Genomic DNA, 22,592 nt, shown 5'->3' on the forward strand with positions numbered 1-22,592 from the left:
GGAGAAGCAAGCTTCTCTTCAAGTCCGCTCGACTTGCATGTATTAGGCATGCCGCCAGCGTTCGTCCTGAGCCAGGATCAAACTCTCCAATAAAGATGAATTTCAGAAGCATCGTTAGAAGCTATGAAAATCATCGGTGGTATTGAAAAGAGCGATAAGCTCATTTTGAAACTGACGATTCATTATGAATCAAAAGTTACTATCCATTTGTTCAGTTTTCAAGGAACTTGTTATCCGTTTGTGTTAATACTTGTCAACCGGACAGGAATCTTATCATATCATGTTGACCAACTAAATGTCAACTCTTTTTTTTCGTCAGCGTTCAAAGCGTTTCGACAATCATTCGTTTGAGGCGACAAGAAATAATATATCATGATCTAATTCATTTAGCAAGCACTTTTTAATAACCTTTATATAAATGCTTTATAATCCATAACTCCCGCTAATGAAGGAACTATCAACTACATTAATCGACATATTATATGAATCCAGATGGAGCAACTCTATTTACATACAGATACTTTGGGTTACTGAATACATGAATACTAATCACTAAAAATAGTTGAGCACATCTACTTTTACGCAAATAGTATTAGATAGCTATTTAGAGGATACTTTTATAATAAGAATTGTTTTCCCCTCCATTTTTGATACAAGTGATCCAAACGCTCTATAATAAGGTATATATAATGTAGAACAAGGAATGAATACGATACTCTCGTTCAAGTACTCAATAACACAATACTCAATTATATCGAAGATGCACAGGATGAATAACCTATATGGGGTGAACGCATATGAAGCAATGGCTGAAAAATATTCGAAAGGGTTACGGTAAAAAGCTCGTTTCCATTCATGCCTGGAATGCCTGGATTGTTGTAATCCTCGCAGTAACAGGCCTTATGTTGGTCGGTGGTTTCTGGCGCGAGTTACTCGGGATTGGACGCGTATGGTTAAAGTGGCTACATATTGTCGTCGGGCTAGCTATGCTGGCACCCGTGGTGTATTACTTACTTTTGGCCGGAAAGCATTGGAAACAACTTCGTAATCGGCCTTGGCAAAGAGCAAATACAATCGTTGTTCTTATACTGCTGGTAGGGTGGCTGGTATCAGGGATTGTGTTATGGCAGTTCAAGCTAGCGGGGCCGAGATGGTCGAATACCGCGCTTTTGATTCATGATTTGCTGACTTGGGTGGGCCTGCCTTATATTATCTACCACTCCATCACGCGAACGAGATGGTTAAAAGATCCTGCACGCCGTGCAGTAAAAGCAACAACAGTTGTAGCAGAGGGTAGAAATAGGGTGCATCCAAGTGATGCTCCTGATGAAAATACGACACCTGCAGCGGTAGTTTCTACCGAATCTATACGTACCACCCAGGAAAGTCCTCTCCATCAACCAGAGAAACCTCAACCCGTGTATACACGGCGGGCATTTATTCGGTCTGCTGTAGGCGTGGGCCTAGCTGTGACTTTGGGGCCTACTTTTATATCATGGGTTGGACGAAACCTCAAACTAGACAACAGTATCGATAGCATGCTGGAGAACGATTCCAATCACATGGTGCCTTTGCCACAAGCGCTGCCAGCTTCCTCACCGCCCGTCGGAGGCGGAGCTGAAGGTCATTTTCGCGTATACACGGTTACACCGATACCTTCCTTTTCCAATGCAAACTGGTCATTCCGGATTGATGGGCTTGTTGAACGGGCACAGGTATGGAACTGGGAGCAGTTCGTGAAGCTTGCACGTACCGTTCAGGTCAGCGACTTTCACTGCGTTACAGGCTGGTCTGTATATAAGAACACTTGGGAAGGAATATCTCTTAAGCAACTATTGACCCAAGCAGGCGTAAAACCCGAAGCGCACAGCGTCAAATTCTACTCCGGAGATGGTGTATATACGGATGCCATTACCATGGATCAGGCACAGATGGAGGATATTATGGTAGCTGTCCTGCATGATGGCAAACCGATTCCAGCCGATCTGGGCGGTCCGGTACGTTTGGTCATTCCCCAGATGTATGCCTATAAGTCCGTCAAGTGGCTGAATCGTATTGAACTGATCGACAGTGAACACATCGGCTACTGGGAAGAACGAGGATACGACAAGGATGCATGGCTTACTGGTGCTTCACAGGCGCGTTCCTGATTTAGTTAATGCACATATACAGTGGAGTTTAAATAAATGTACAAACCAAAGACCCCCGTTCCACTTATCGTGGTACAGGGGTCTTTAAGTGATTTATTACTTATTCGAGCGAGATAAGCTGCGATTTAATCAAAGCCTACTCCACATTCAGGATCTATCCCTGTTGATTCAAAAGACGTACAAGTTCGTCCTCATCCTCAATGGTAGGAATGCCGAGATCATGAGCTTTGGTCAGTTTAGAACCTGCCTTCTCTCCGGCAATAACGAGGTCTGTCTTTTTGGAGACACTACCCGTTACCTTCGCTCCAAGGGCTTCCAGTCGTTGCGTTGCCTCTTCCCGCGTAAGTTGATGCAGCGTTCCGGTCAGCACGACGGTTTTGCCACTGAAGAAGGAATCTTCCACAATCGCTGCTGGTGCCTCAGGTGCCTGGGCTTTCACACCCAAATTCAGCATCTTCTCGATAGCTGCCTGTGTAAACGGGTCTGCAAAGAAAGTCACAATGCTCTCAGCTACAATGCCGCCTACGTCGGGAAGTTCAACGAGCTCCTCTGCCGTTGCATTCATAATGGCATGCAGGTCGCGGTAATGGTCAGCCAGCATACGTGTAGTTGATTTACCTGTATTCGGAATACCCAGTGAATACAGGAACGAAGCGAGGTCACGATCCTTGCTCTGCTCCAGGGCAGCAATAAGGTTGTTTGCTTTCTTTTCACCAAACCGCTCCAGCTTCACCAAATCATCGAATTGCAATGTATACAGGTCAGCAGGCTCACGCACATTCAATTCATCGTACAGCTGAATCGCCGTTTTCTCGCTGAATGTCTCGATGTCCATAGCATCACGTGAAGCAAAATGAGAAATCCGGGCCACCGTCTGCGGTTTGCACGCCAGCTTATTGTTACAGAACAAATGTGCTCCACGCTGTTCCAACGGGAATCCACATGCCGGACATTGCTCAGGGAACACAATTTCCTCGCCGTCACTCTCTTCAGTCACTTTACCCAAGATTTCAGGAATGACATCATTGGAACGACGGATAAATACACGTGTGCCCAAAGCAAACTTCAGATTTTTCCGCTCAATGTCACCTACGTTATTCAACGTGCAGTTCTGTACCGTTACCCCAGCTAGCTCAACCGGTTCAACTCGAGCAAGTGGAGTCACTTTGCCGGTACGACCCACATTCCAGACTACAGAGTTCAGAACGGTTGTGGTCTCTTCCGCCTCGAATTTGTATGCTACCGCCCAACGAGGGAATTTATCCGTGTAGCCCAATGCCTCACGGGTGCGCATGTCTGTGATTTTGATAACAGCTCCATCGATCAGGTAGTCTAGTTGACCACGGCTCTCCTGTATCGCAGCCAACTGCTCCATCACATCATCAAACTCATGGAAATACGTAATGGACGGATTGACTTTAAATCGATTCTCACGGAGAAAGTCCATCATCTCCTTATGGTTGGCAAACTGAATATCATCCGAATAACCTACATTATAGAAATAGGCGTTCAACCGCCGCTCGGCGGTAGTCTTCGGATTCAGGTTGCGCAGTGCTCCTGCTGCGGCATTCCGGGCATTTTTAAGCGGCTCTGCTGCTGTTTCATTATAACGATTCAATACAGACAGGTTCATGATGCCTTCACCCTGGACTTCAATCGTGCCACCTGTATACGGAATTTTGAGCGGAACAGATTTAATGGTTCTAACCTGAGCCAAAATGCCCTCCCCTACAGCTCCGTTTCCACGCGTAGAGGCTTGAACCAACTCACCGTTTGTGTACGTTAGATTCAGGGTCAAACCGTCAAACTTCAGTTCAATCACATAGCCGGGTTCGGGCAACGGATTGTCCGGATTTTTGGTGTTGTAGTCATTAACCAGCTTGAACACACGAGTATTCCAGTTTCGCAGTTGCTCTATATTCTGGGCTTTGTCCAAGCTCCACAATGAGGATAAATGGCGATGCGGTGTAAACCCTTTGAGCAGTTCACCACCCACACGCTGTGTCGGAGAATCTGGCAAAACCATGCCACTCTCCTGTTCCAGCGTAACCAGTTCGTCGTACAGAAGATCATACTCCTTATCACTGATCTGCGGCTGATCCATCGTGTAGTACTGATAATTATGCTGGTTCAGCTCGGTAACGAGTTGCTCCATCCGGTGCATCGGGTCCATACAGGGCCATCCCTCCGTTATTATAATTTGGATCTATGTAGAACGAACGTTAGAGCAATCTCTACGTTCGTTCATGAATATCTCTATTCCACTTTGGTGATTGGGGCAAAGCCTGCAAGCAGACGTTTTAGGCCAACCGGGGCCGGGAATGCGATCTGAAGCTCTGTGTCATTACCAGAGCCTTTCACCCCAACAATGGTACCTGTTCCCCACTTGCCGTGTTGTACTTTATCTCCGGCTTTGAATCCGTCAGAACCAGCTCCGGCAGCGACCGGTTTAGATGCCGACGACGGGGCAGGCGTGCTGGATGTGCTGGACGACGTACTCATGGTCACCCGTGAGGAAGTAACTGACGAAGCGGAAGAACCACTTTGGCTCTGACGATCAAACAGCTTGCTTGCTCCGCCACCAAAGTTGCTTCCTCCACTTGCACCAAGTCCACGGCCACCATATGATCCACCTGCGCTGCTACCACGACGATAGCGGTCACGAGCGATGGAGGTATCTTCTTTTAACTCATCCGGAATTTCATCCAGGAAACGTGAAGGCGGGTTCGCCGTTGTGCGTCCGAACAAGGTACGCATTTGCGCGCAAGACAGGAAGAGTTGTTCTTCCGCACGCGTAATACCCACATAAGCCAGTCTGCGTTCTTCCTCCAGCTCCTCGTTATCCATAAAGGCCCGGCTGTGCGGGAAAACCCCTTCCTCCATACCAACGATAAAGACGACAGGGAATTCCAGACCTTTGGCACTGTGCATTGTCATCAGGGTAACTGCGTCACTCTGATCCTCTTCATCATCGTTCATACTGTCGATATCCGCAATCAGTGCGAGATCGGTGAGGAACGAAACGAGCGTTTTGTCTTCATTATTTTTCTCAAATTCCATAGTTACGGACAGGAACTCATCAATGTTCTCCAACCGTGCACGGGATTCGAGTGTGTTTTCATTTTGCATCTCAAGTCGGTACTGGCTCATCTCGAGAATCTTCTCGGTCAATTCAGTCACAGACAGATACTCTACCATCTGATGCAGCGCGGCGATCATATCATAGAACTCCACCAGCGCATTCCGCGTTCGACCGGCAAAACCGAGATCGTCCACAACCTGAAGCACACGGTATATTGAAATCCCCCGTTCTCCTGCTGCAGCTGCCAGCTTCGCTACCGTTGTATCACCAATGCTGCGTTTTGGTACATTAATAATCCGGGTAAGGCTGATGTCATCATCGGGGTTCGACAGCAGGCGCAGATACGCCAGAATGTCCTTGATCTCTTTACGATCATAGAACTTGATGCCGCCAACGATCTGATACGGAATATCAGACTTGATCAGAATTTCCTCTATAACCCGGGACTGGGCGTTGGTACGGTACAAAATGGCATGGTTCTGATAGGATTTGCCGTTCTTCACATTTTTACTAATCTCAGAGGTTACAAAATACCCCTCATCATGTTCGGAATCCGCACGGTACACCTTGATCTTTGAGCCACCCTCTTTGTCCGTCCACAGTTTCTTCGGTTTGCGCCCAGTATTCAGGCCGATTACCTCATTCGCTGCATTCAGGATATTCGAAGTGGAACGATAGTTTTGCTCGAGCAAAATCGTATTGGCTTCAGGGTAGTCTTTCTCAAAATTCAGGATGTTGCTGATATCCGCTCCACGCCAGCGATAGATGGATTGGTCACTATCCCCTACGACGCAAATGCGGTGGTGACTGTCAGCAAGCATGCGGCAAAGCATGTACTGCGCACGGTTGGTATCCTGATACTCATCCACGTGAATGTACTGGAATTTCTTTTGGTAAAAGTCGAGAACTTCCGGAACTTCTTTGAAAAGTTGAATAGTCGCCATGATAAGATCATCAAAATCGAGCGAGTTGTTGGCTCTGAGCCGTTTTTGGTACATCTTATATACCTTCGCCACAATGCCTTCGAAATAATCAGTAGCCTGCTTCTCATATTGCTCCGGACTGATCAATTCATTCTTCGCGGTGCTCATCATCGACTGCACGGCTTTTGGTTCAAATTTCTTAGTGTCGATGTTCTGGTCTTTCATACAGCTACGAATGACAGATAATTGGTCAGATGAGTCCAAAATGCTGAAATTGGAGGTAAAGCCGATGCGTTCAATGTCACGGCGCAGAATACGCACGCACATGGAGTGGAACGTTGATACCCAAATGTCACGACCCTGAGAGCCGCCAACCAGTTGGGATACCCGGTCTTGCATCTCGCGTGCCGCTTTGTTCGTAAACGTAATAGCCAAAATACCCCAAGGGGGTGCTTTTCGCGTTGCAATAAGATAGGCAATCCGGTGTGTGAGCACCCGTGTCTTGCCACTGCCCGCTCCAGCCATTATCAATAGTGGTCCATCCGTCGCCTCAACGGCTTGCCGTTGGGGCGGGTTAAGCCGTGCAACGGCATCATGTATATTTACAGGTTGCATGCATGCATGCTCCTTTCGTTGGTTGAAATATAAAGTCTAATTCAGAGGTTACACTAGGACTCCGATTGCAGAACCGTCCTTCGATCGCTGTTATCCCCAGATTTTTTTGCTTCCCTTCTCCAAAGGGAAAATCCGGTGATAAAGGCGAACACTTCGTTTCTCCAGATCGGTTCCGCCTTCTCCGTTTTAGTGTAAAAGATAATTAATCCTTATAAAAGCTGTTCTATAATAGTAAGGTCAAAGTTCTATTTTAACAGATCAGGAGGGGAAATTGGGGGAATGGTAAACTAAACCGATTAAATGGATTGTTTCACAGCTTGGACCGTCTCCAATGCCTTGTGCAAATCACTGTACACAATATTGCCAACCACAACGGTGTCTGCGACCTGTGCAGCTTGTCCAGCTTTCTCCGGACTATCAATCCCGCCGCCATAGATGAGATGCGCCTTGGTGAGTTGTCTGTGCGTCTCTCCAACCAGCTCCATATCTCCAAACGTTCCGCTGTACTCCATGTATACGATAGGCAGGTTTAGCAGACGTTCCGCAGCCTGGGCGTAAGCAACCGCAGCATCCGTCGTTAATTCCGTATCCGCTCCCGTCATTCGGGCAACAGTGGAGTCGGCATTAAGGACAATATAGCCTTCTGCAATAAGCAGATCCCATGGGATCAGATAACCGTACCGCTCGATGGCTTGCTGGTGCTGTCCGATCATCCATTTGCTATCCGTTGCATTCAGCACCATCGGAATCAGATATCCGTCAAAACCAGGCACAACTGCCTCCAGATCGGATACTTCAAGCACACAGGGCAACTCGTAGCGACGTACTCGGGACATCAGGTCCACCGTGTTGTCATAGGTAATTCCCGAAGACCCGCCAACAATAATGGCATCGGTTCCCGACATGCAGATCAGGTCGAGTGCTTCATCCGTTATTTCCCGGTCCGGGTCTAGCTTAAATACATGTCTCCACTGCTTAATCATGTCTATCAACGAACATTCCTCCAGAGGTTCTTCTGCATCCTAAAAAGCTTGTAAACTAAGTCTAAGTCAGCAGGGAGTGAGTGTCAATGTTCGTATAAAAAGGGGAACAAAAAATCACAGGCTTTTCCCTGGAATTGCAGGAGAAGCCTGTAATTTTATATGGCAGGGATGTGATGCAACAGAATTTATACCAGCGCCTGGTTGCCAGTTCGAACATCAATATCTTGAGTAGGGTTGGATCCAAAGTCTCAAATAGGAACACTGCATCCTTTGAATCAACATTTAATACTCAAGGCTTCCAGGCAAAACGTGTTTTCATCTCATCCAGTTCCTGCTCGGTCAATACATCCGAATACACGCCGTACACGCCCCATTTCTCATAGTTCGCTACTTGATCGGTGTCATTAATGGTATGCACGTAGGTGACGGCTCCTGCCTGCTTCAGCTTGGCAACGAAATTCTGGTTTACTTTATATTCCGGCATAGTAACGGCATCAATATCATTCTTTTGTACAAAATCAACCACCTGGGCTTCAGTATCCTGCGTAGCATAAAGGGTATAAATAATAGAAGGAAACGCGTAGATTTCTTTCACGGTTTCGAGCATTGGCTCGTTATAGATCTGTACTACAACCCGATTAAGGATTGAAGAGTCATGTTTCTTGGCTGCGTCCACGAGTGATTTTAGCACCTGCTGAATATCCTCGTCCTTCTGTTCTTTGGTATCGGTCACGATATACATATCCGGGTACTTGGCCAGTACATCCATAATGCCTTCGGCATCCATCGGTTGGTACATGCCCAGAATGGGCGTATTCATAAATTCATCATGTGTCAATGCTCCAGCCTGTTTGTCTTCGGGTAACTCCTCGTCCTGTCCCAGCATTTTGCTCATGTTGGCGGTCCATTCATGTCTGGCTACTGCTTTGCGGTCCGAGGTCAGCATAAAGTCAATCTCAAACACACGGGTGCCCTTCTCATAATTGGCAATCATCGCCTCATAGGCGTTCGTGTAAGGCTGCTCACGGATACTGCCCATGGCATGGGCAATCAGTCGATAGGCCGTAAACCCATCGTGCTGTTCCTCGCTCTGACTGTCATAGGCAAAAAAGAGTGTGCCCACGGTTACAATGAGTAGTATAATGACGGCGGCAATTCGTTTCATATGGCGTTCACATCCTTAGTAAGGTGGTAGGGAAGAAAGAGAGTATGAAAATGATGATATGACGAAGCATGTGCGGTTTTCCTTTTTGATAGCTAACTACCCTGATTCGAGAGGTGTAAAACAAAAAGCCGCTCGAAGGCGGCTGTTAAATGGTGGATTTAGAATTTCGGATGGATAAGAAGCACCATCTATTCGGCTTGTTGTACACTCAATTCATTCAGAAATGCGATCAAAGCTTCGCGCCAAGCTCTCATGGGTGGCAGACCGTTTGTACGAATAGCGAGATGATCCATTACGGAATATTGAGGTCGAGGAGCAGGACGTGGGAATTGCCCGGTGGTACAAGGCTCGAGAACAGCACTCGGTTTGAATCCGGATTGCTTGGATGCTTCTTCCGCAATGGCCTGAGCAAATTCATACCAGGTGCATGTTCCAGAATTAGAGGCATGGTAGATACCATATTTCTCAGTTAATGAAAGGTTGCTCACGAGTCTGGCTAAATCCACAGTATATGTGGGCGATCCTTGTTGATCATGAACCACCTGAAGTCGGGGACGCTTTTCTAGAAGTTCCAACATGGTTTTGACAAAATTACTGCCGTGGACTCCAAACACCCATGATGTTCGTATAATAAACCATCGCGTGCAGAGACTCTCAACCAGTCTCTCTCCGGCAAGCTTTGACTTGCCATACACGGTCTGCGGATTCGTCAAATCATATTCCTGATAAGGTCTCGTTGCCGTGCCATCAAAGACGTAATCCGTGCTAATATAAATCAGTTTGGCCTTCACTTTCTCTGCAGCAACGGCTATATTTCTAGTGCCTGTTACATTGACTGTATACGCCATATCCTCATCTGTCTCGGCCTTATCAACGGCTGTATAAGCAGCACAATGAACGATGATGTGAGGCTGAAAAGCGTTAATGGTTTCTCTGCATTGCTGTTGGTCCGTAATGTCCAGCTGATCCCTGTCACAAGCCATGACATCATGACCACCTGCTTGAAATGTCTTTACAACATCGTATCCGAGCTGTCCCGCAGCCCCTGTCACCATCACTCTGTACTTCATTCTGTAGGATCACCCATTCGATCACCATACTGAAGTTGAACATAATCTTGATACGTACCTGTTTGAATTCGTGTCCACCATTCCTGATGGTTCAGATACCACTGGATGGTTTCCTTGATCCCTGTTTCAAAATTGTGCACGGGCTTCCAGCCAAGCTCAGTATGCAATTTGGTCGGGTCAATCCCATAACGTCGGTCGTGGCCCAGTCGATCCTGTACATATTGAATCAAACTTGCAGGTTTGCCTAGTTGTTCTAGAATCTTTTCAACAATATATATATTGGTACGTTCATTATTCCCCCCAATGTTATATACCTCTCCAATCTTGCCATTATGAATGACCAGATCGATAGCACTACAGTGATCTTCTACATAGAGCCAATCACGAATATTAAGCCCATCGCCATAGACAGGAATAGCCTCATCATTTAATGCACGAGATATAATAAGTGGTATAAGCTTCTCTGGAAATTGGAAAGGTCCATAATTGTTCGAACAACGTGTAATGTTTACAGGCAAACCAAAGGTTTCATGATACGCTCTGACAAGCAAATCCCCACCCGCTTTACTGGCAGAGTAAGGACTGTTCGGCATCAAAGGCGTCTCTTCTGTGAACAAACCTGTTGGACCAAGTGAGCCATATACTTCATCCGTAGACACCTGAACATATTTAGTAACTTGATATTTCTTCGCCGCATCCAGCAACACCTGAGTTCCGAGTACATTGGTGCGCACAAAAATATCGGGGGACAGAATGCTGCGATCCACATGAGACTCAGCCGCAAAATTGACGATTACATCGATCCCTTGGGAAATAATTTGTTCCATCTGCTGAACGTCAGTGATATCCGCTCGGATAAACGTATATTGAGAATTCGATTCTACGGATTGCAAATTCTCAAGGTTGCCCGCATACGTTAAGGAATCCACGTTAACAATTTCATAATCAGGATGCTCACGAAGCATATACATCACAAAGTTGCTGCCAATAAATCCAGCCCCTCCAGTAACGAGCAGTTTCATGTTATCTCTCTCCTTCTGCCCCCAGATACTGTACGATCCGAGAAGCTTTTTTTAGTTAGCCAAAATTCAGTTCCGCCCCTTGAAGTAAAGGGTGCTTCTGGTCTTTCTCGGAGAGAATGGGATCCGACACAGGCCAATCAATTCCGAGCGCTGGATCGTTCCACAAAATACCCCGGTCATGTTCAGGTGAATAGTATGCATCCACCTTGTATGTCACCTGTGTATGTGGCACCAGTGTACAGAATCCATGAGCGAAACCTTGAGGGACAAGCAACTGCCGCTGATTATACTCACTGAGAATGACACTTTTCCACTGTCCAAAGGTTGGTGATGAGCTACGAATATCTACAATAACATCATAGATGGCCCCGGATATAACTCTGACCAACTTGGTCTGTGCTCTGGGCTGAAGCTGGTAATGAAGTCCGCGAAGAACTCCAGCTTCGGCGGACAGGGATTGATTGTCCTGAACAAACACATGATGGATACCATTTTCATACAGAACACGCTCATTATAACTTTCCATGAAATATCCCCGATGATCGCCATAAACCTTAGGTTCCAATATAGCTGCGCCATCCATAAACAGCGGAATCACCTTCATGTTATCCCTCCGTTATTGCTATTAACAGCATTTCTTCATATTAATCTATGTATATGTAAAGCATCGGGCAAGTGATCGTTCATTGGCCTGGTTACATCATGATATTTCAATACGTTGCTCCATAAAATAATTAAAACCCAGCCGTTGTTTTACTTTGGGCTGGGCTTGATCATAGCGATTTCTCTATTTGTTCTGTACTATATGCTCCAAATACTTCAACAAGTCCTCCCGCAAATCCGGGCGCTGAAGGGCATAATGAATCGTGGTTTCAATAAAACCAAGCTTCTCCCCAACATCATGACGCAGGCCGTCAAAGTGATAGGCGAGAATCTGTCGTTGTTCATTCAGACGGGACAAGGCATCCGTTAACTGGATTTCTCCACCCACGCCAGCAGACTGCTGACCAAGGATATCGAAGATATCCGGCGTTAGAATGTAACGCCCCATAATAGCCAGATTGGAAGGTGATTCTTCCGTCTTCGGTTTCTCGATCAAACGACGCGCACGGTACACACGATCTTCGGTGCGAGATACCAATTCCCCATCCACAATCCCGTAACGTGACACTTCGCTCCAATCAACTGGCTGTACACCTACGATCGGAGATTGCAATTCATCATAGACTTCAATCATCTGCTGTAGACAAGGATGATTGGACTCCACGATGTCATCCCCCAGTAACACGGCAAATGGTTCATTTCCGATAAACTTGCGGGCACACCAGATGGCGTGTCCAAGACCCTTCGGTTCCTTTTGCCGAATATAATGAATATCTGCCATTTCAGAAGACTTACGTACCTCATTCAACAGATCCCACTTCTGTTTGCCAGCCAGGTTCTGCTCCAGCTCGAATGAATAGTCAAAATGATCCTCGATGGCCCGTTTACCTTTACCTGTTACGATAATGATATCCTCAATGCCTGAAGCCACGGCTTCTTCAATAATGTACTGAATCGTTGGTTTATCAACGATGGGCAGCATTTCCTTGGGCATCGCCTTGGTGGCAGGCAGAAACCGGGTACCGAGCCCGGCCGCTGGAATGATTGCTTTGCGAATATGCACGCTAGATCCGCCCCTTCTGGTGGAGAAATAATTATATATTAGATAAATCGAATACGAATTTGGCTATATTTCATTATACCATCAACAGCTCCCGGATATCCTGCTCGGATAAGGTGGTCGATCCTCGATCTCCGGGTTCAATGACTTCGGCAATCAAATCTTTTTTGCGCTGCTGCAGCTCCAGAATCTTCTCTTCAATCGTACCTTCCGTAACGAGGCGGATAACCTGTACGACTTGTTTCTGCCCCATACGATGGGCACGTCCGATGGCCTGTTCTTCCACGGCGGGATTCCACCAAAGGTCATATAAAATAACAGTATCTGCACCTGTTAAGTTCAATCCGGTACCGCCAGCCTTCAAGGAGATCAGGAACAGCTCAGCTTCACCCTCGTTGAATCTGCGACACATCTCTACCCGACTCTGTGCAGGTGTCTGACCATCCAGGTAGAACAAATCTCTCCCTTGTGCAGCGAGCGTCTGTCGAATCAGATTCAGCATGCTAGCGAACTGGGAGAAGATGAGAATGCGTTTCCCAGCAGCGAGACAATCCTGGACCGTCTCCAGCAGCTGCTCCATTTTCCCGGAATCCCCTTGATACCCCTCCACAAAGAGAGCGGGATGACAGCACAACTGGCGCAGGCGTGTAATACCAGCAAGTATTTTAATCCGGTTCTTCTGAAAACCGTTCTCTTCCATATCCTTGGATGTCTCATCCTGAAGCTGGGACAGGTACGCGGCATACAGTTTCTTCTGTTCGTCCTTCAGCTCGGAACGCTGAACGGTTTCAATACGATCCGGCAGTTCCTCCAGCACATCTTTCTTCAGACGGCGAAGAATAAACGGACGGACCATCCGGGCAATGCGTTCAGGAGGCAGATCCCGGAATCTGCGATAGCTTGGAAATAGGCCCGGGAATACGGCTTCAAAGATCGACCACAGCTCATCCAGTGAGTTCTCCACGGGTGTTCCTGTAAGAGCGAAGCGACGTGGTGCCTGAATCTGTTTAACCGCCTGAGCCGTTTGGGAAGAAGAGTTCTTGATCGCTTGGGCTTCATCCAAAATAAGCGTATGAAACGTTCTTCCGATATATGTGTCCAGATCACGCCGCAATAGAGGATAGGAAGTCACAATAACATCTGCGTCATCCATGCCTGCGAGCATACTGGCTCGTTCGTCTTTTTGACCTGCTGCAATCAATACTCGCAAATGCGGCGCAAATCGGGCAAATTCATTCGCCCAGTTGTACGTTAACGAAGCTGGTGCAACGACGAGTACCGGGGGATGAGTAGCTTGTTGGTCCAACAGTCCGGCCTGTACTTCATCTGGGATGTTATTCCCGAAAGTCTCCTCATCGACAGTGTAATCAGCATCACCTGAATTGCTATTGTGCTGTTGCGGCTTTTCTTTCAGTTCAGCCGCGATATAGGCGATACTTTGCAGCGTTTTACCAAGTCCCATATCATCTGCCAGAATGCCGCCAAATCGGTAAAATGCGAGTGTACGCAGCCACTGGTATCCACTGGCCTGGTAATCACGCAGCACAGGAGCAAGCGCATCCGGCAGCGCAAAATCCATCCGCTCTGGATCACGAAGATCATCCAGGAAACGTTTCAGGGAACCTCCCCACTTCACATGGCCCGAAACCTCGTCCCGGCCCGGAAGCTGTAACGCCCGAACTGCCGGCATCCGTATATGACTGCCCTTGATGTCGCCCGACGCAAGACCAAGCGAGTCCGCCATGTGTGCGAAGCTGTCCGCTCCTTCATTCTCGAGAGAGACAAACACACCGCTGCGCAAGCGGAAATACGGTTTCTTTTCTACAATGCTGCGCATAATTTCCTGAAGCTCCAGCTCATCTACACCTTCCATCTCGAATGAGATCTCCAGCCAATCCAAGCCTTTGCCCAGATCTGCCCGAACTTTCGGCGGTGTCGGATAGGATTGCACCATGGCCTTCACCGCATTCGGGATATAGATATCTACCTGCTTCTCAAGCTCCGGCAGCAAATGATACATCACATCGTATACCGCATCTTCTCGTTCACTTGCCCATACACTGCCATCCCGTTCCAGGAAAGAGAGATCTAGCCGGTCGATCAGGTTACGCTCCGCATGACGGTCACGTACCAAAATCACTTTTTTTTCTTCCTCATCAATCAAATATTCGGCCAGCGGATTAATCACCATTACGCCATAATCAAACTCCAGACGCGCAGTAATCCGTTCCCGGTAGAAATCGATATACAACTTTGGCGCAAGCTCCGGCTCTGCGATTCGTTCTCTCACCTGGGAGTCGATGGAAAGATGTCCAAGTGTACGTAGTTCCGGCACTACATGCTGCACGAACTCATCCACCTGCTGAGCAGAAATATCGATACTTTCCTTGATTCCATAAGAAGTGAGCGCTCTGCTCAAATCCTCTAGACTTCGCATCTGCATCGGCTCCAACATATGCAATTGTCCTTCCACCACGGCTGCATCATAGGCTGGAAGAAGAATCAGCTCACGCAATCCGGAGATCTCCAGCTGATATCCTTCATTAGTCCCCTGTGCAATACGGTAAAATAAAGGCAGTGCCCCCTCACCCAAAGTGAGCGGACCATTGGCTAACCCTGTTCCCTCCATCCGGCTATCTGCCTGAAGCAGCAAATCCAGAAGAGGCTTCCAGACCAGAGGAGCAATCAATATATCTCTTCCATCTGAAGCACCCAAGTAACCGGAGATGGATTCGCGGTAAGCTTCCTCACTCTGCCTCATCCGAATAAGCATAGACAGGATGGCCTGATCCTGGGGACTAAAATAATGCATTGAAGGGTCGTAAAAGAAGAGCTTGGTAAACGACATCGGCTCACCATTCTCGATGCAGTTCAGGAACTGCTTCACTTTCTGAACGACATACAGGCGTTTATTTCCGACCTTCAGTTCAAGCGCGAGTTTGGCTCCGCCTTTGTGAACCTGCACAAGCTTGCATATAAATTGGAGCTGCAGCTCCTCCCGCAATGAAGACCTGGTTACAGGCGCAGTGTATTTACGATCATTTGATTGCAGGGGGCTGCGTTCTTTGGCAAACATGGAAAGAATCTGATCCGCTGTGCGGTACGAAGGTTTATCCGCTGAGCGACCCCACCCCGAAGCTGAGCTTGGACGACCTGCCTGGGAGAATGGAGACACCGTGGATTTCGAAGCAGCGTCAAAATGCGGCCTGGATTCGAAAGATGAATCGGGACGCTCCCAATGACTTTCCTCAATCAGTGTACCCACTTTGGAAATAGAGCCTGAACCAGAGGTAGCACCCCGCCGGGAATCAATTTGAGATGATTCTTGCTGTTTCCCGTTATTAGCCTTTCTGCCTTTTTGGCCCTCTTCATTGTTCGCCGAGTGGTCTCCCAGCTCTTCTACCCGTTCGTGGATTGCCAGCAGTACAGCCGCGACATGCTTACAATAGTCATAATAGTTACCGTAAGCCGGACAGTTGCAAGTTGCTTCAATCTCTCCCACATCATCCAAGTCTACGGTTACTTTGTATCGTTTGGTCCCTCTAACAACAGCATCGTAATGACACTCATCCTCACTAACGACCATATTGGTAACTCTTCCGGATAATTTATAATCTTCTCCACGCTTGAATGCCGTGACCCCGCACAGCAATTTGATATCCATCATGGTGAATGACGCCACTTGTCTAACCCTCCTTATCCGTACCACCTTGAACGAAGACTTATTAAAGACTGCATTGAAGTCACCTTATCCCTGGTATCCCTTTTATAGAAAAAACCCCAAGAGCTCCGTAAAGCAGAGATTGGGGTTGCAGTATAGTTCAACTTCATGCTTGTTCTATTTATTTCCGTTTCGATCTATTATTTCACCAGTTGACCACGCGTTACGCCAAGCTGGTTTGTTGCTTTCAGCGTTTTCCAAACTTGTGTACCACTGATCTCGCCACGCAGAGCACGGTTATACAGATCAATAACCTCACGCACCTGCTCTGGAGTTTCCTCCAGGAATTCAACACGGTAACGGGATACACCCAGATCCATGAAGTTGGTCAGGTATTCAGCACCAGATTGTTCCACTGCATTATACACGGTATTACGGCAGCCTTCGTCCACACGTACCGGGTGAGACATACCGATCCGGTCTTGCAAGGAAGCCCGGTGATCTTCACATGGACGTCCACAGTTCGTAAAGTCCGTTCCTTCACTCATAAACGTACAGTACACACAGTGCTCAGTATGGAACATCGGCAAATGCTGATGAATTACGACTTCCGTCTGACTTGTACGGGAGTGTCCCAGCAAATCAACCATTTGCTGAATGTTCAGGTCATAAGAAGGTGTAATCCAGTCACAACCCGCTTCCAGGAACAGTTCCACTGCTTTGTGATTGGCGATGTTGAGTGAGAAGTCACCGATCAATTCCGGGTGCTTCGCATCCGGGTTCTCCATCCGATGGCGCAAGTAGAAGTATAACGCACCCGTATTACGTACGAGCACAGCATCCGGCTGCAAACGCAGGATGTTGTTGTGATATCCGTTCTCGCCAGGCATATGAATGCGTGGTGTTGCCAACGCAATCTTGCGGCCTGCGGCACGAACAGCTTCCACCGCTGCCGGGAACTGCTTGATAAACTCGAAGTCGGCGTAGATCATGCCGACACCTGCTTCCAGCGCTGCCTCCACTTGTGGCAGGCTGCGGCAGAGCGCGGTCAGCTCCGCATGACCGCGAGCAACTGGCGATGCCGGTTTAACCGCATCGCCGTAGACTTCCACCGCCCGCTTTACGTAGACGGGCGGTTTAGGGCGCTCGCCCGCGAGTTGTTCCACCGCCTGACGGCGAATGTTATTCAACTCGCGCATCGGGATGATGACGTCACCGTGCAAGTTGACGTCCAATTCTTCCAGCTGGAACACAGTGCCGCCCAGACGTCCGAATTGCTCTTCGAGCAGTTCGTGCGTCATTGGACGCTTCTGGGCAATATCCAGTTCCATCTCGGAATTAACACGGACGATCGTGCCCTTCTGCACGTCCGTCCACCATGTGCTAAGCGGCTGCCCTGGGCTGCCGATAACTTTTACGTTTACCGGGAAGATACGATAAGGCTTCTCGGTTTCAAAGCTCTGACGCAGACGTTTGTCCAGCGCCGGATCATTCGTTTTCCATACTTTGTCGCCAACTTTCACGCGGCGCAGGTCCACGTCACTACGGCCTGGTACAACGTCCACGATCCAGCCTTCCTCTGCTTCGCCTTCAAGCTTCACACCTTTGCGACGTACATCGTAGACACGCCCGCCCTCTTCCTTCTTCGTCGGATCTCCGGCATCAAATACAATTCCGTCTCCACGTTTCACGGGTGCATCAAGCTTCAGGACGACACCATCACGCAATACTTGGTCTACACGACCCAGATAGACGCCACGGCTTTTCGGGAACGTACCGTCAACCAGCTGTTTATTATTCGTTCCGTCCAGGAAACCGTGTGTGAATCCACGAGAGAAGCTCTGCTGCAATTCACGAACTTCTTCCTTACTTGGAGGAGTATTATCTCCATCAAAGTAACGGTCGATCGCTTTGCGGTATTTACTAACCACGTTGGCCACGTATTCCGGCGTTTTGAGACGTCCTTCGATTTTGAAGGAAGTTACGCCTGCTTCGATCAGTTCCGGCATCAAGTCAATTGCAGCCAGATCCTTCGGAGACAGCAGATATGCCACATCGCCCATCGGCTTATGCTCGCCATCCACCATCAGGTCGTACGGCAGACGACAAGCCTGTGCACATTCCCCACGGTTGGCGGAGCGTCCGCCCCACATTTCAGAAGTCAAACATTGCCCGGAATAAGACACACACAACGCACCGTGAACAAATACTTCCATCGGCAACTTCGCCTGTTCTCCGATCTTCTGAATCTGCTTCAGGTTGTTCTCCCGTCCAAGCACGACACGTTCCATATCAAACGGCTTCGTAAACTCCACCGCTTCCGGTGACGTAATCGTCATTTGGGTTGAACCGTGAATCGGGAAGTCCGGCGAGATCTCGCGAATCATTTTGACCAGACCCAAATCCTGTACAATCACGGCGTCCACACCTGCATCGACACAAGCGTCGATTAGTTCTTTGGCATCCGTCAATTCATTTTCAAAAATCAATATATTAAAGGTCAAAAAACCTTTTACGCCATAACTGTGCAAAAACGCCATAATCTCTGGCAGCTCGTCCATACGGAAATTGTTCGCCCGTGCCCGTGCATTAAATTTTTCGACTCCGAAGAAAATCGCATCCGCGCCGTTGGCTACCGCCGAACGCATACAATCCCAGTCACCTGCGGGTGCCAGAAGCTCAACGTCTTCTCTTCGTATTGTTGCTGTTTTCATGTGTATCCTCCCCATAACCGGCATAGCCGGAGTTCATCCCTGTACCCTGTACGCTAAATTCTGTACCTTGATTCCATATCCTGCATTGTCACTGTATCGCTATATCTATACATTATGTCTGTATTGCCTGATTCCCAAGCCTACAGTCATTCTTATTTTTCAGAACAGCAGTCATAACTCCTGAACTAGTATAGTGTACCACTTCTGCAACGACTCTTCTACGCTTTCCTGAAAAAACCACGAAAAACCGGAAGGTCTTGTGACCCTCCGGCAACATACATCTATTTATTTCATCATTTTGCATTATTTGATAAAAGTAAATGAGTTCACGGCTTTTTCCAGCGCTGCTGCCTGCACTTCTGTCTTGTTGGCGTCATTCAGCCCGCTCGTAATGGTATACGTCGTTCCATTCTGTTCAAACACGATCTGACGTCCGGTATACGGCACACCATTGTCCACTTCATGATAGATAAAGGAAAACGCAGGCACACCCGCAAACGTCAACTCCTCACTGCTAATCAATTTGAAGTTTTTACGCGTTTTGGTTGCTTCCGCATACGCCTCTCTAAGTTGACTGACAGTCATTTCAATGGATTTGTCCTCACTCGCGGCAATGGAGAATTGACCACCTGTGAAGGTATACACGACAGGAGAATACTCAAACCGATCATTGTACGGCGTCCAGTAACGTGGAATATCTACACTGTAATGATAACGTTTGGACGTTCGTGTCACAGATTTTGTTTTATCCGTCAAATATGGGTCTTCATCCAACTGTCCGAAATTATCAGATACGGTATCAAAATCAATCTCAACACTCTTCATGATACTCTTAAACCATTCACGATCCTTCGTCTGCTCCTCAGGGAACGTATACTCTGCATAATAGCGATAGCCGTTTTTTTGCAAAAGAACATCGAACTCTGTCTGCCATCCATCGCCAAAGTTATAACGGAACTCATTCACCTCAGCAGTCTCGCCTGATACATCCATCGTATATGAACCTATCGGTTCATAACTTTCTGGTGTGAACGTCTCACGCATCCATTTGTCCAGTTGGCCGCTCCACTCTTTGACCGTCGCACCTTTCGGTGCAGATGTAACACGCAGTTGCAGATATGCACCATCCTTGGCTTCGTATATCATCTGTGTGTTGTCCATGGACCAACCTGCTGGAATCTTCAGTTCAATGCCATAATCGTCATTCCAGGTAGAGCGCATACCCTCATCCACGGTTGAAAGATCCTTAATGGTACGATCCGACTGAACATAAGTAGGCTGGAATGAATTGAGCAGCGCTGCACGTTTGCCCAGATCCTTATAATTCAGTGCGTCATAATCCGCCAAGTATACGTCGTATTGGCGACCATCATGGATATATTGGCGCATTTCCCATAACACCCCGTCTGCATCTTTAACCACAATCCGGGCATAAGGGGTTTTCCCTTTGGCAATCGATTCTCGATCGAGCACCGTATCTCCGCTCTCTTTCGCTTCCTGAACAAGCTGCTGTAACAAATCATCCGAATCCAGATTAACATCCTGGTCACTCACATACACTTCAAGATAATAACTGCTGTCTTCCGCGCCAAATGTCATCATGCGCTCCTGCTCACCCGTTTGCAGAATCATGAGGTCAGATGGGTAATTAATGGACCAGCCGTAATAACTGTTACCAATTCTCGTTTTGCCTTCGTCCAGATTAATGCCGCCCTCGTCCTCATCAAACGATTCATCCGTTTGCAATAATCGAATGACCATTTCTCCTGAACTGCTTGGGGCAAGTGTAGCGCCAATCCCCGCCGCTACCGGGCGAAGTGGCACCATGAGAACGCCATTCACCATTTTTGGGGCAGTGCCCATCTCTTTTTTGACTCCATCCACCCAGGCAATCGAACTGCCAATGGTTAAGGTGACAGTATGCGGGCCTTCCTTAACCTTGACCACATCATTCTTCTCCAGTCGGATCTCGCTACCAAAAGCTTTCTTGAATACACCGACAGGAACCATCGTAACCCCTTTGAACTTATATGGTTTGGCGATTGCCTGCTTGCTGCCATTGATATAGGCGCTCGTACTACCCGCTGTGATCCGCAGCTCACTTGTTATAAGATCGGATGCCCACGCAGGCAATGCCGCTCCAATGCTCAGCATCCCGGCTAACATTCCTGTGCTCAGCACACGTAAAAATGATTTTTTCATTCCGTTCATTCGTCCTCTCTGGATCCGGATGGCTCGCCGGGCTTTATTGATCTTCATCTACAGTGAACTGCTCATCTTCATCGTCTTGGATATCCGCTCGATCAGCAAGGACCACCGTACGAGTGACAATATCGCCGTCCGTTTGCATTAGCAGTTTGACTTTCTGTCCTGGCACATACTTTTTGAGCAACTCATTGATATCCACCACAGAGGACACACGTGTGCCTGCTACACTGTATAACACATCTCCCTCTTTAATTTTGGCTTTCTTCGCTTGAGCTGACAGCACACCCGTAATCGTCAAAGGATCATCTGTAGGCAGGCCCACAATCGCTGACCAGCTCTCTTCCAGTTGCAAGCCGAGGCTTGCACGCTTGATTTTTCCGTATTCAAAGAACTGATTGATAATATATTGAACGGTATCTACTGGAATTGAAAATCCCATGCTCTCGATACCCACTGCTGAAAATTTCATAGAGTTAATACCAACAACTTCACCTTTGAGGTTGACCAGCGGTCCGCCGCTGTTGCCAGGGTTAATGGCTGTATCTGTTTGAATCAACCGATAGGTAGCCTCCACTCCCCGATTAAGACCACTGATTACGCCCACTGTCGCCGAGTTACGCAAAGAGAAGGAAATCGGTGTGCCGATGGCAATGACGGTTTCTCCAACAGTTGTTTGGGAAGCTTTGGCGAAGGTCGCCGGTTTAAGAGATTTGGCATTAATTTTGATTAGTGCGATATCGCTTAACGGGTCACTGTATGTTTTGGTGATTTTATATGTATTGCCATCAGTCGTCACGACCAACGGATTTATTAATCCATCAACCACATGGGCATTCGTCACAATCCAGCCGTTGGAGCGGATGATCACGCCAGTGCCATGAGCTAGGTTATAGCGATCCGATGTGACGCCATCCTGTAATTCAGTAGATTTGCCGATAATGCCTACAACAGAAGGAGATACTTTTTCAATTACTTTCGGGACTGCTTCACTGCCCTTATACTGAAACGTTCCAGACTTGGCGTCATATTGCCCACTTCCTCCGAGCGCTTTGACCAAATCCTTTGAACTAACATAGACTTGTCCATCTACCATTTTGGCTTGCATACTTGATGAAGACTCCGCTGCCCCAGCCGTTGCTGCAACACTGATCGAGAGTACAGCAGCCATCAGTATGGCTACACCCTTTTTCCCCAACTCGCTCACGCTCATTCTCTCACCTAACCCTCTCTATATGTCCTCCGTTATGCAACCGAACCATATGATCCATTACTAAATCTCTTTCTCTATTATCTGCAATACCGGTATCCTCAAATTTAACATACAAATTATTCCTGT

Annotated in this window: 13 protein-coding genes and 1 rRNA gene; 1 reads left to right on the forward strand and 13 read right to left on the reverse strand. The window is 47.7% G+C overall.

Annotation, left to right across the window (positions count from 1 at the left end; all coding sequences use genetic code 11):
* A 16S ribosomal RNA gene (locus BMW94_RS23215) occupies nucleotides 1-93 on the reverse strand; the annotation flags it as partial.
* 704 nt (nucleotides 94-797) lie between these two features.
* Here BMW94_RS23215 and BMW94_RS23220 point away from each other — a divergent pair.
* Complete coding sequence (locus tag BMW94_RS23220) at nucleotides 798-2,150, forward strand: molybdopterin-dependent oxidoreductase (protein WP_091001233.1); 1,353 nt, start codon at nucleotides 798-800, stop codon at nucleotides 2,148-2,150.
* 154 nt (nucleotides 2,151-2,304) lie between these two features.
* Here BMW94_RS23220 and ligA read toward each other — a convergent pair whose 3' ends face one another.
* From ligA to BMW94_RS23280, 12 genes are all read right to left on the reverse strand, one after another.
* A complete protein-coding gene (gene ligA, locus BMW94_RS23225; protein WP_091001234.1) occupies nucleotides 2,305-4,323 on the reverse strand; it encodes an NAD-dependent DNA ligase LigA in 2,019 nt (672 codons plus the stop codon).
* Between the two features lie 83 nt (nucleotides 4,324-4,406).
* Nucleotides 4,407-6,770, reverse strand: a complete 2,364-nt coding sequence (pcrA, locus tag BMW94_RS23230; RefSeq protein ID WP_091001235.1) for a DNA helicase PcrA — start codon at nucleotides 6,768-6,770, stop codon at nucleotides 4,407-4,409.
* 296 nt (nucleotides 6,771-7,066) lie between these two features.
* Nucleotides 7,067-7,762 carry a heptaprenylglyceryl phosphate synthase gene (locus BMW94_RS23235; protein WP_079695681.1) on the reverse strand — a complete coding sequence of 232 codons (696 nt, stop codon included), beginning with the start codon at nucleotides 7,760-7,762 and terminating at the stop codon, nucleotides 7,067-7,069.
* Between the two features lie 280 nt (nucleotides 7,763-8,042).
* Nucleotides 8,043-8,918: a phosphatidylinositol-specific phospholipase C/glycerophosphodiester phosphodiesterase family protein gene (locus BMW94_RS23240; RefSeq protein WP_091001236.1), complete on the reverse strand. Its 876-nt coding sequence runs from the start codon at nucleotides 8,916-8,918 to the stop codon at nucleotides 8,043-8,045.
* A 188-nt stretch (nucleotides 8,919-9,106) separates the two neighbouring features.
* Entirely contained in the window at nucleotides 9,107-9,988 is an 882-nt protein-coding gene (rfbD, locus tag BMW94_RS23245) for a dTDP-4-dehydrorhamnose reductase (protein WP_091001237.1), read from the reverse strand.
* The gene (rfbB, locus tag BMW94_RS23250) at nucleotides 9,985-11,010 is read right to left on the reverse strand and encodes a dTDP-glucose 4,6-dehydratase (RefSeq protein ID WP_091001238.1); all 1,026 of its coding nucleotides are present in this window, start codon (nucleotides 11,008-11,010) and stop codon (nucleotides 9,985-9,987) included. The genes rfbD and rfbB overlap by 4 nt, the downstream gene beginning before the upstream one ends.
* A gap of 55 nt (nucleotides 11,011-11,065) precedes the next feature.
* A complete protein-coding gene (gene rfbC / locus BMW94_RS23255; protein WP_091001239.1) occupies nucleotides 11,066-11,614 on the reverse strand; it encodes a dTDP-4-dehydrorhamnose 3,5-epimerase in 549 nt (182 codons plus the stop codon).
* Between the two features lie 183 nt (nucleotides 11,615-11,797).
* Nucleotides 11,798-12,676: a UTP--glucose-1-phosphate uridylyltransferase GalU gene (galU, locus tag BMW94_RS23260; RefSeq protein WP_091001240.1), complete on the reverse strand. Its 879-nt coding sequence runs from the start codon at nucleotides 12,674-12,676 to the stop codon at nucleotides 11,798-11,800.
* A gap of 73 nt (nucleotides 12,677-12,749) precedes the next feature.
* Nucleotides 12,750-16,355: a DEAD/DEAH box helicase gene (locus BMW94_RS23265; protein ID WP_091001241.1), complete on the reverse strand. Its 3,606-nt coding sequence runs from the start codon at nucleotides 16,353-16,355 to the stop codon at nucleotides 12,750-12,752.
* Nucleotides 16,356-16,534: 179 nt separating this feature from the next.
* Nucleotides 16,535-19,048, reverse strand: coding sequence for a U32 family peptidase (locus BMW94_RS23270; RefSeq protein ID WP_091001242.1), 2,514 nt, complete (start codon nucleotides 19,046-19,048; stop codon nucleotides 16,535-16,537).
* 303 nt (nucleotides 19,049-19,351) lie between these two features.
* On the reverse strand, nucleotides 19,352-21,250 hold the full coding sequence (locus tag BMW94_RS23275; RefSeq protein WP_254790338.1) for a stalk domain-containing protein: 1,899 nt from the start codon (nucleotides 21,248-21,250) through the stop codon (nucleotides 19,352-19,354).
* 43 nt (nucleotides 21,251-21,293) lie between these two features.
* The gene (locus tag BMW94_RS23280) at nucleotides 21,294-22,460 is read right to left on the reverse strand and encodes a S1C family serine protease (protein ID WP_254790339.1); all 1,167 of its coding nucleotides are present in this window, start codon (nucleotides 22,458-22,460) and stop codon (nucleotides 21,294-21,296) included.
* Nucleotides 22,461-22,592 lie beyond the last annotated feature (132 nt).

Source organism: Paenibacillus sp. OK003 (genome assembly GCF_900109515.1).
Lineage (GTDB): Bacteria > Bacillota > Bacilli > Paenibacillales > Paenibacillaceae > Paenibacillus > Paenibacillus marchantiae.

Bases quoted from the DNA above. Each gene is read 5' to 3' on its own strand.
- ligA (WP_091001234.1), bottom strand. From the start codon at position 4,323: ATGGACCCGATGCACCGGATGGAGCAACTCGTTACCGAGCTGAACCAG.
- BMW94_RS23270 (WP_091001242.1), bottom strand. From the start codon at position 19,048: ATGAAAACAGCAACAATACGAAGAGAAGACGTTGAGCTTCTGGCACCC.
- BMW94_RS23275 (WP_254790338.1), bottom strand. From the start codon at position 21,250: ATGAAAAAATCATTTTTACGTGTGCTGAGCACAGGAATGTTAGCCGGG.
- BMW94_RS23220 (WP_091001233.1), top strand. From the start codon at position 798: ATGAAGCAATGGCTGAAAAATATTCGAAAGGGTTACGGTAAAAAGCTC.
- rfbD (WP_091001237.1), bottom strand. From the start codon at position 9,988: ATGAAGTACAGAGTGATGGTGACAGGGGCTGCGGGACAGCTCGGATAC.
- rfbB (WP_091001238.1), bottom strand. From the start codon at position 11,010: ATGAAACTGCTCGTTACTGGAGGGGCTGGATTTATTGGCAGCAACTTT.
- pcrA (WP_091001235.1), bottom strand. From the start codon at position 6,770: ATGCAACCTGTAAATATACATGATGCCGTTGCACGGCTTAACCCGCCC.
- BMW94_RS23240 (WP_091001236.1), bottom strand. From the start codon at position 8,918: ATGAAACGAATTGCCGCCGTCATTATACTACTCATTGTAACCGTGGGC.
- rfbC (WP_091001239.1), bottom strand. From the start codon at position 11,614: ATGAAGGTGATTCCGCTGTTTATGGATGGCGCAGCTATATTGGAACCT.